General features: G+C 72.5%; 9 protein-coding genes. 4 read left to right on the forward strand and 5 right to left on the reverse strand.

Going from position 1 to position 9922, the window contains the following annotated elements; translation table 11 throughout:
- Positions 1–365 precede the first annotated feature (365 nt).
- Genes RE027_RS17410 through RE027_RS17420 form a run of 3 tightly spaced genes read right to left on the reverse strand, consistent with a single transcriptional unit; the run spans position 366 to position 3654 of the window.
- Positions 366–2039 carry an FAD-binding oxidoreductase gene (locus tag RE027_RS17410; protein WP_368809571.1) on the reverse strand — a complete coding sequence of 558 codons (1674 nt, stop codon included), beginning with the start codon at positions 2037–2039 and terminating at the stop codon, positions 366–368.
- Between the two features lie 41 nt (positions 2040–2080).
- Positions 2081–2869 (reverse strand): lysophospholipid acyltransferase family protein, encoded by a 789-nt coding sequence (locus RE027_RS17415; protein ID WP_368809572.1) that lies wholly within the window; start codon positions 2867–2869, stop codon positions 2081–2083.
- Positions 2866–3654: an SDR family NAD(P)-dependent oxidoreductase gene (locus RE027_RS17420; protein ID WP_368809573.1), complete on the reverse strand. Its 789-nt coding sequence runs from the start codon at positions 3652–3654 to the stop codon at positions 2866–2868. Before RE027_RS17420 ends, RE027_RS17415 begins: the two co-directional genes overlap by 4 nt.
- 147 nt (positions 3655–3801) lie before the next feature.
- On the opposite strand from RE027_RS17420, the gene RE027_RS17425 reads away from it, so the two are divergent.
- Positions 3802–6057: an HAD-IB family hydrolase gene (locus RE027_RS17425; RefSeq protein ID WP_368809574.1), complete on the forward strand. Its 2256-nt coding sequence runs from the start codon at positions 3802–3804 to the stop codon at positions 6055–6057.
- Positions 6058–6094: 37 nt separating this feature from the next.
- Positions 6095–6670 carry a TetR/AcrR family transcriptional regulator gene (locus RE027_RS17430; protein ID WP_368809575.1) on the forward strand — a complete coding sequence of 192 codons (576 nt, stop codon included), beginning with the start codon at positions 6095–6097 and terminating at the stop codon, positions 6668–6670.
- Positions 6671–6689: 19 nt separating this feature from the next.
- Here RE027_RS17430 and RE027_RS17435 read toward each other — a convergent pair whose 3' ends face one another.
- Complete coding sequence (locus RE027_RS17435) at positions 6690–7862, reverse strand: DUF4032 domain-containing protein (protein WP_368809576.1); 1173 nt, start codon at positions 7860–7862, stop codon at positions 6690–6692.
- A gap of 191 nt (positions 7863–8053) precedes the next feature.
- Between RE027_RS17435 and RE027_RS17440 the strand changes: the two genes are divergently transcribed.
- A complete protein-coding gene (locus RE027_RS17440; protein ID WP_368809577.1) occupies positions 8054–8875 on the forward strand; it encodes a MurR/RpiR family transcriptional regulator in 822 nt (273 codons plus the stop codon).
- Positions 8876–9085: 210 nt separating this feature from the next.
- Positions 9086–9289, forward strand: a complete 204-nt coding sequence (locus RE027_RS17445; RefSeq protein WP_368809578.1) for a hypothetical protein — start codon at positions 9086–9088, stop codon at positions 9287–9289.
- An 84-nt stretch (positions 9290–9373) separates the two neighbouring features.
- On the opposite strand, the gene RE027_RS17450 is transcribed toward RE027_RS17445, so the two are convergent.
- Positions 9374–9922 (reverse strand): ATP-binding cassette domain-containing protein (locus tag RE027_RS17450; RefSeq protein WP_497795576.1); only part of this gene is annotated, 549 nt, incomplete at its 5' end.

Here is a 9922-nt window from a genome sequence, read left to right on the forward strand (position 1 = left end):
ACACCGCCGGACCACACCACGGGTCGAGCCCCCGCACCACCACGGTGCGGGGGCTCCCCACATTAACCACCACCACAGCACAGGCCCCCACCAACACCGGTGCCGGGCCCTTTCTCATGCCATGGGGGACGCCCGGCAGGCAACACCGGCCCCGCACAGGCCCCCACCGACACCGGTGCGGGGCCCTTGCCGTGCCCGGACCCACCGGAGGCGCCCGTACCAGGACACGAAACCCCCACCGTTGTCCCGACACCGACACCGATCCTGGCTGCGGGCGGGGCAGGACCATCCAGATCACCCCCCACACAGCACAGGCCCCCACCGTTCCCGGTGGGGGCCTGCTCGTCGTGCCGGCTGGGCCGCTGTCAGCTGACGATCTTGCCCGGGTTGAGGTTGCTGCCCGGGTCCGTGGCCGTGAACAGGCTGCGCATGAGCTCCACACCCTCGGGGGAGACATCCTGCTCCATCCAGGGGCTGTGCTCCAGGCCCACGCCGTGGTGGTGGGAGAGCGTCCCTCCGGCGTCGATGAAGGCCTGCTGGATGGCGCTCTTGATGAGGGCGTACTCGCCGTGCGGGTCCTCGCCGATCTCGTAGCCGAACGTGAAGTAGAGACATGCGCCGGCGTGGTAGGAGTGCGACATGTGCGACATGATCCACCCGGTCTTGCCCTGTGCGGCGAAGGCGCGGTGCGCCGCGTCGTAGGCGGCCCGGTGCACCGTGGTCAGCTTCGACCACGGGGCGGCCGTCTCCGAGACGTCACCGATCGTGTTCTGCTCGAGCAGGAAGTCGCGCAGGTAGGGGGTGTCGAACTTCTTCTGGTCGTAGAGGGATCCCGGACCCGCACCCAGGACCAGCGCCCCCTGCTTCTTGACGAGGCCGGCGACGGTCTTCTTCCGGCGGTCCACCTCCGCCTTCTCGCCCTCGAAGCACACGTAGCCGATGCACATGGCGTCGGTGTCCCAGCCGCGGCGGCGCATGACCTCCCACAGCAGGTCCTGGCCCTTCGCCGTGACCTTCTTCTTCAGGGTGCTGGGTGCCTTCTGGGTGGACAGGGAGAACGCGGTCTCGTGCGCGTCGGAGACCCGCGCGAAGGTGGTCCTGACGTCGGACCGGGCGATGTCGTGCATCGCGGTGAGCGCCTGCTGCCACGTGGGGAACATGTACGCGATGACCTCGCGGTGCTCGGCGATGCGGTGCACGTGCACGTCGAGCCGGGTGATCACGCCGAGCCGGCCCTCGGAGCCGATGATCATCTCCCGCAGGCTCGGGCCGGTGGAGGTGGACGGCAGCGGGCGCAGCACCACGGTGCCGCCGGGGCGGACCACGCGCAGGCCGCGCACGATGTCGGCGATGTCCCCGTACTTGTCGGACTGCATCCCGGAGGACCGCGTCGCGGCCCAGCCGCCGAGCGTCGAGTGCGTGAAGGAGTCGGGGAAGTGGCCCAGGGTCCACCCGCGGGCGTTGAGCTGCTCCTCCATGTCCGGGCCCAGGACGCCGGCCTCGATGGTGGCCAGGCCCGAGGTCTCGTCGATGGCGAGGACCTGGTTCATCCGCCCCAGATCCAGCGAAACGATCATTCGTTCTTCGGCGGGATCGGGCTGCAGGCTGCGGGAGATGCTCGTGCCGCCGCCGAAGGGGATGACCACGAGGTCACGCTCGACGGCGAGCCGCAGCACCGCGGAGACCTCTTCCTCGGCGGCGGGGTAGACGACGACGTCGGGCACGCGGGCGAAGTCGCCGGCCCGGGTGAGCAGGAGCTCCGTCACGGACTTCCCGGCCCAGTGGACGATCCGGAGCTCGTCGTCGAGACTCACGTGCTCGGCGCCGGAGATGCCCCGCAGCGCCTCCAGGAGAGCCTCGTCCGCGCGCGTGGCCGGAACGCTCACCGTGGCGAAGTCGATGGTGTCCCGCTCGCGCGGACGGAGATCGACGTCCAGGGCCTTCTTGACGAACGGGGCGAAGGCGGGCTTGTTCGCGTACTCGAAGTGCACGTCCTCCTCGCCCCAGCCCCACCACTTCATGTGCTTCACGTGTGCCATCTGCGCAGTACTCTCCTGGTTGTCTGGGGGTGGGGCGGTGCTCAGCCGTCGATACGCGGGCGGTGCTCTGCGTAGAGTGCGCGCACGGACGCCTCGATGCGACCGTTGAAGGCCGCGGTGGGCTCCTTCGGCTGTGCGACGAGCGGCTCGCCGACGGCCACCACCACCCGGGGGCGGCCGCGGCGCGGCCACCGGGTGCCGTAGGGCATGGCCTCGTGCGCCCCGATCAGGGCGACCGGGAGCACGGGCACGCCCACGGCCTTGGCGAGACCCGCGGCGCCGATCTTGAAGGACGCCATCCTGCCCGTGCGGGACCGCGTGCCCTCGGGGAAGACCAGCAGTGGGACGTCCGCCTTCAGCAGCTGCTTGGACAGCCCCCGGTTCGCCCCCGTGCCGGTGCGGTCCACCGGGAACGCGTTGAAGATCAGCTCGGTGAACAGGCGCTTGTGCGGTGCCGTGAAGAAGTAGTCCGCGGCCACCCCGGTCGCGAGGTCGCGGCGGATGCGCGGGGGCACGGAGCCGAGCACCAGGGGAGCGTCGAGGTGGCTGGAGTGGTTGGCCACCACGATGCAGGGACCGTCGAGGGCCGCGGCGGCCGGGTGGGTCACCACCGTGCGCCGGATCGTGCGGTAGGCGAGCCCGTGCAGGAAGATCCGCTGGGTGATCCGCCGGGCCAGCCGGCGCCGGGGGTCGCGGAACCGTGCGGGATCCAGCTGGGCGGAGGACGCGGGCGGTGCGGCCGGGGTCGACTCCGGGGAGGCGGAGGAGCTGCCCCCGCCGTCGATGGAGCGCCGGACCGGGGTCGGCTCGTGCTGCTTGCGGTGCTTCACGACCCGGCCGTCCGTTCCTTCTGCCGGGCGGAGGCGACCATCCCGGAGAGCCGGCGGACCGCGGGCCGTGGCAGGTGGCGCAGGACGAACCCGAGGGTCCGGTAGCGCTTGGTCGGCATCGAGATCACCTTGCCCCGCGCGACGTCGTCGAGGGCCTCCTCCACGACGCGCTCGGGGGTGAGCCACATGAAGGAGGGGATCGAGGAGCCGCTGATGCCCGCGCGCTCGTGGAACTCCGTGCGCACCCAGCCGGGCAGCAGCGCGGTGACGTGCACGCCGGTGCCGCGGAGCTCCACGGCCAGGGCCTCGGTGAACGCGGTGGTGTAGGCCTTGATCGCGGAGTACGAGCCCATCGTGATCAGCCCCGCGGTGGAGGAGACGTTGATGATCCAGCCGGACCCGCGCGCCGTCATGGCCCGCGCCGCGGCGGCGGACAGGACCAGCACGGCCCGGCACATGACCTCGAACGCGCGGTCGTGGGCGCCGGTGTCCGGGGCGGTGAAGGGCGTCTTCACGGAGAAGCCGGCGTTGTTCACGACGACGTCCACGGGACGCTGCGGGTCCTCGATCCGGGCCGCCACCCGGTCCACGTCGCCGCGGTCCGCGAGGTCCGCCGGGAGGACCTCCACGGGGACCCCGTGCTCGGAGCGCAGCCGGGCCGCCGTCTGCTCGAGGCGGTCCGCGTCGCGGGCCACCAAAACCAGGGCATTTCCACGGCGGGCCAGGGCATCGGCGAACGCGGCGCCGATGCCGGACGTTCCCCCCGTCACGAGAGCGGTAAGCATGGGATCTAGGTTACACTACGGTAGCCGTAGCGTAACCGGGTGCGGTCCTCTCGCTGGTCGCCGTCGTCGCCCGCCGTGTCCGGGCCGCACCAGCCCCCGCCCGCTCCGCACCGACGGCGGACCAGCACACCACCCGGAGGAACACCGTTGACCGAGACCCCCACCACGCGCGTCCTGCTGACGGGAGCCACCGGCTTCCTCGGGCAGGCCGTCCTCGAACGGTTGCTCTCCGCCCACGAAGGCGTGCACGTCACCGCCGTCGTCCGCCCCAAGGGCAGCATCAGCGGCGAGCAGCGGCTGCGGCAGCTGCTGCGCAAGCCGGCTTTCCGCACGTGGCGGGAGTCGGTGGGCGAACAGGCCGAGCGGGTCTTCGCGGAGCGCACCGCCGTGCTGGAGGGTGACCTCTCCGCCCTCGCGGAGATCACCGAGCCGTTCGACGTGGTGATCCACTCGGCCTCGACCGTGTCCTTCGACCCGCCGATCCACGAGGCGTTCAGCACGAACGTCGGCGGCGCCATCGGCCTCTACGACGCGCTGCTGGCCTCGGGGCAGGACCCGCACGTCATCCACGTCTCCACCTGCTACGTGGGCGGGATCGCGAAGGGGTTGCGCCCCGAGGCCCCCGTGGACCACGACGTCGACTGGGCGGCCGAGTTCGACGCGGCCCTGCGGGCGCGCGACGAGGCCGACATGGCCTCGCGCACCCCGGAGCGGCTCCAGGCCCTCATCGACGACGCCACAGCGGGCCACGGCAAGGAGGGGCCGAAGTCCGTGGCCCGCGCCGCGGAGACCGCTCGGGAGGAGTGGGTGCGCACCCGCCTCGTCGAGTACGGGCGGACCCGGGCGCAGTCGCTGGGGTGGACCGACATCTACACCTTCACCAAGGCCCTGGGCGAGCGCGTCGCCGAGCAGAAGTGGGCGGACGGCGGCCACCGGCTGTCCGTGGTGCGGCCGTCCATCATCGAGTCGGCCCTGCGCCACCCGTACCCGGGCTGGATCGACGGCTACAAGGTGGCCGATCCGCTGATCATGGCCTACGCCAAGGGCGCCCTGCCGGAGTTCCCCGGCCTGCCGGACTCGGTGCTCGACGTCGTCCCCGTCGACTTCGTCGTCAACGCGATCGTGGCGCTGGCCGTGGGCGGGCACCGCGACGCGTCCGGGGAGGCGACCCCGGAGGGGGCGCAGGCGCCCGAGCCCGGCTACTACCAGGTCTGCTCGGGGGCCTCGAACCCTCTGCCGTTCCACCAGATGTACGAGAATGTGCGGGCGTTCTTCCTCGCCCACCCGCTCGAGGACGCCGACGGGAGCCCGATCCGTGTCCCCGAGTGGAAGTTCCCCGCGAACAACGCCGTGGAGCGCTCCCTGGCGGTCAAGGAGAAGCTCTCCGCCGTGGGGGGAAAGCTCAACGCGGTGCTGCCCGCGACCTCCCGGACCCGCGAGTGGGCCAACTCCCTGCACCGTGTGCAGTCCGGGCTCGGGTCCCTGCGCACCTACGTGGACCTGTACCAGTCCTACACGCGCACCGAGATGATCTTCGACGACACCCGCACCCGGCAGCTCAACGACTCCCTGCCGGCGGGCACGCCCGAGGACCGGACCTTCGACGTCCGCTCCATCGACTGGGCCGACTACTGGCAGAACGTGCACCTGCCGGCGCTGACCACGATGACCAAGGCCTACGGGCGGCTCCAGGCCGCGTCCAAGCGGCGCCGGTCGACGAAGCGCGGCCTCAGCGAGGGCACCGACGTGCTCGCGGTCTTCGACCTCGAGGGCACCGTGCTCAACTCCACGGTCATCCACCAGTACCTGCAGCTGCGCCGCCGCACCCTGGGCCTCGCGAAGTGGCCGGCGGAGGTGGCCGACCTCGTCTCGAGCGCCCCGACCTACCTGAAGGCCGAGAAGCGGGACCGCGGCGAGTTCATCCGCGCGTTCATGCGCCGCTATCAGGGGGTCCCCGCCGGGACCGTGCGCGAGCAGGTGGCCGGCCCGCTGGGCCGGGACATGCGGCGCCTCCTGCGCCCGGGAGCCCTGGCCCGCATCGAGGAGCACCGCGCCGCGGGGCACCGCACGGTGCTGGTCACGGGCTCCATCGACCTGCTCGTGGAGCCCCTCGCCCACCTCTTCGACGAGGTCGTGGCCGGGCGGATGGACGAGCGCGACGGCGTGATGACCGGCTACCTCGCCACCCCGCCGCTGGTCGACGAGGCGAGGGCGCAGTGGCTGAAGAAGTACGCGGAGCAGGGCGGCTACGACCTCACCCGGTCCTACGGCTACGGGGACTCCCACGCGGACGCCAGCTGGCTGCTGCTCATGGGCCACCCCTACACCGTCAACCCGGACCTGCCCCTCTACCGCCTGGCGAAGAAGAACCACTGGCCCATCGAGGATTGGAAGACCGCCTGATCGCCCCGGCGGCGGACGGCGAGGGGGAGGGGCGACGATGACCGGCGACGACCGGGCCGATCCGCGGACCGTCAGCACGGACAAGAAGATCACCGCCGCAGCGCTCGCCCTCCTCCGGGAGGGCGGGCCGCAGCGGGTGAGCATCGAGGCGGTCTCGGCGGCCTCCGGGGTGGCCAAGACGTCCATCTACCGCCGCTACGCCAACAGCCTGGAGATGCTCGAGGGCGCCCTCGAGGACGCGGTGTCCACGTACTCCCCGGAGCGGCCGAGCGCGCCCGCGAGCTGGGACGAGGGCCTCGCCGAGGCCCTGCACTTCCTGCTGCACGACATGGGCATGGGCGTGGCGGTCTCCCTGCTGAGCGAGCCGCACTCGGAGACCTCGCGGATCCTGCGCGCGCACCTGGTCCGCCCGCGCGTGGAACGGCTCAAGGAGCTGTTCGCCGCCGAGACCGCGGCGGGGCGGCTGAGCCCGGAGCTGGACGTCGACGTGGTGCTGGACTTCGTGCTCGGCTCGGCCTACTCCCACGTGGCCCGCTACGGGAGCCTCGGCGAGGACTGGCCGCAGCGGGTGCACCGGACCCTGACGGGAGTCCTCGGGGCGCACCGGCCGTGAGCCGGCCCGCGACCCGGGATCAGAAGATCTCGCGCTCGTCCGGGCGCTGGGCCAGCTGCGAGGCCACGTAGTCCTCCACGGCCGTGAGGGTCGCCACGTCCTTGCCGGCGCGCTCGGACATGAACCAGCGGTGCTCCAGCACCTCGTGCACGATCTCGGCGGGCTCGAGCTTGCGCCGCATCGGCGGGGTGACAGCCTCCATGATCGGGGAGAAGACCTCCCGCATCCACAGCTGCGCCACGAGGTCGTCGGGCAGGCCCGGATAGAGCGCCTGGCCGAGGTGGTCGATGTCCGTCAGCAGCCGCCGCGCCTGGTTCTCGTGCGCGCGCAGCCCGGTCAGCCGCTGCAGACGGCGGGTGTGGTGGCCGGGCTCCACGACCTGCGGCCGCAGCCGGACCCGTCCCTCGACGGTGTCCAGGGAGGCCTCCTCGACGTCGAAGCCGAGCTCGTTGAGCCGGCGCACCCGCTCGACCACGCGCCAGCGCTCGTCCATGCTGAAGGACTCCTCGTCCATCAGCTCGCTCCACAGGGAGCTGTAGCTGGCCACGAGCCGGTCGGAGACCTCGAACGGGTCCACCGGGTCCTCGAGCTCGTGGCCCTCCTCGGCCGCCCCGGCGAGCAGGTCCATGATCTCCCCGGCCACGTTGGTGCGCGCCAGCTCGATGTCGTACTCGCGCTGCCCCCGGGTCAGCTCCGGGTGGATCTCGCCCGTCTCCGCGTCCACCAGGTAGGCGGCGAACGCGCCCGCGTCCCGGCGGAACAGGGTGTTGGACAGCGAGACGTCGCCCCAGTAGAACCCGGAGAGGTGCATCTGCACGAGCAGCGACGCGAGCGCGTCGACGAGCAGGATGACGGTCTGGGCGCTCGGTCCCGCCGAGAAGATGGCGCGGTAGGGCAGGGAGAAGCTCAGGTGGTCGGTGACGAGAGCCGCCGGCAGCGCCTCGCCCTCGGGGGTGTACCGGCCGGTGACCACGGAGTCGGGCACGACCGAGGGGGCGCCCATGCGCTGGAGCCGGCGCAGCGTGGCGTACTCGTGCCGGGCGTAGTGCGGCACGGTCTCCTTCACCGCCACGACCTTCTCGCCCGCGCGGGCGAAGCGCACCACGTGCCGGGAGATGCCGCGGGGATAGGCCACCAGCACGTCGTCCGGCCACTGCTCGAGGGGCAGGTGCCAGGGCAGGTCCAGCAGCACGGGGTCAAGGAACGCGGTCTGGATCGAGACCCGGCCGCTTCCTCCGCCGGGCCAGGGGGCCTCCTGCGGCGCGGGGGGAGCGTGTGGGCTGAGAGGACCCTTCATAACGGGCCATGCTAGCAACCGGCGCCCTCCGGCGGTCGGCACGGCCGGCGCCGCCCGCCGTTCCGGGGATGGCTAGGGTGGTGGGCGTGTCGATCGAACAGCGCATCCACGCGCACTACGCCGGGCTCTCGCCCCGGGAGCGGCGGGCCGCCGACCTGCTCCTGGACCACCTCGACGATCTCGCCCTGTACAGCTCGGCGGAGCTGGCGCAGATGAGCGGGGTCTCCCGTGCCACGCTCTCCCGGCTGTACCGCCACCTCGGCTTCGAGTCCTTCACGGAGCTGCGGGAGACGGCCCGCACGCTGCGCCGGCAGGGCGTGCCCCTCGGCTCCGACGACGACCCCGAGCTCGGCCAGCACCTCGACCAGGAGCTCAAGAACCTGCGCAGGGCGCTGGACCCGGCGGGGGAGGACCGTCCGGCCCGGGCGGTGCGCGCGCTCGCCGGAGCCCGGCAGGTGCTGGTGATCGGCCTGCGCAACAGCCACCCGGTCGCCCTGCACCTCAAGCAGCAGCTGCAGCAGGCGCGCGCCGGGGTCCGGCTCGCGCCGCTGCCCGGCCAGACGCTCGGGGAGGAGCTGGTGGACCTGGGGCAGGACGACGTCGTCGTCCTGCTCGGCTTCCGGCGCCGGCCCCGCGGCTTCGAGCGGCTCGTGGAGGTCTGCGCCGCGACCGGGGCGCAGACCGTTCTCGTCGCGGACGGCACGGCCCGGCGGCACGCCGCCGCCGTGAACCTGTGGATCGAGTGCCCCCTCGACGGCGTGGGCCCCTTCGACTCCTACGCGGCGGCCATGAGCCTGGTCGCGGTGCTCGCCGACGGGGTGCTGGCCGCCACCGGGGCGGAGGGCCGGCGGCGGGTGGGCCGCGCGGCGGAGCTCTACGAGCAGCTGGACGAGCTGGACCTGCGCTGAGCCTGGCCGCCTCGGCAGGCACGGCCCGGCCGTCGTGGGGATCGGTGCGCCGCGGTGCCTCATGGGCACTGCCTCGACGTGCCCGGACGGGACACCGCCCTCAGGGGGCCTGGTGCGTCTCGGTCACGATCCGGTAGAATCCATCAGTCGGCTGATCAAATCCGAGCGGGACACGCCTCGCGTCCCGGCCCGTACCGAAAGGAACACGCCATGCACGATCCTCAGGCGCTCGCTCAGGCGGAGACCCACCTCATCCACGTGCTCGAGCACTCCGACCCGCCCCGCGACGCGAGCCGCTTCAACGTCACCGCCGCGGCGCAGGAGTTCCACGAGCGCACCGGCTCCTGGGACGTCCGCGACGCCGAGCCCGGGGCCGTCGAGGAGATCCTCGCCCGGCACCCCGCCGACGGCTGACCCGTACCTCCACGGACCGCGGCGCCCCTCCCCGCGGGGAGGGGCGCCGCGGTCCGTGCTGCGGGGCCGGTGCTGACGTCGGGGTCAGTCGGGCAGGCGGGTGCCGGTGGCGGCGTCGAAGAGGTGGACGTGCTCCAGGGTCGGGGCCACCCAGATCGTGGTCTCCGCCTTCGGCGGGGTGCGGCCCTCCACCCGGACGATGAACTCGTGGGCCTCGGGGTCCTCCTCACCACCGGTGGTCGCATCCACCGGGACCACGGTGTTGGCCGCCGTGACCGGGGCCAGGTGGCCGTAGACGAACGCGTCGGCACCGAGCTCCTCGACCACGTCGGCCACGATCGGCAGCCCGGTGCCCTCACCGGCCGGGTGCAGGTCCTCGGGGCGGATCCCGATGGTCACCTTCCCCCCGGTCAACGCCTGCTGCTGTTCCCGGGTCAGCGGGATCCGCACCGTGCCCAGCTGCACGGTGTCCCCGGTGACCGGGGCGCGGAAGAGGTTCATGGCGGGGGAGCCGATGAAGCCGGCGACGAACTCGGTGGCGGGGCGGTCGTAGAGGTTGCGGGGGGTGTCGACCTGCATCAGGTGCCCGTCCTTGAGCACCGCGACCCGGTCGCCCATGGTCATCGCCTCGAC

Origin of the sequence: Kocuria sabuli, from assembly GCF_040981185.1 — a bacterium.
GTDB classification, from domain to species: Bacteria; Actinomycetota; Actinomycetes; order Actinomycetales; family Micrococcaceae; genus Kocuria; species Kocuria sabuli.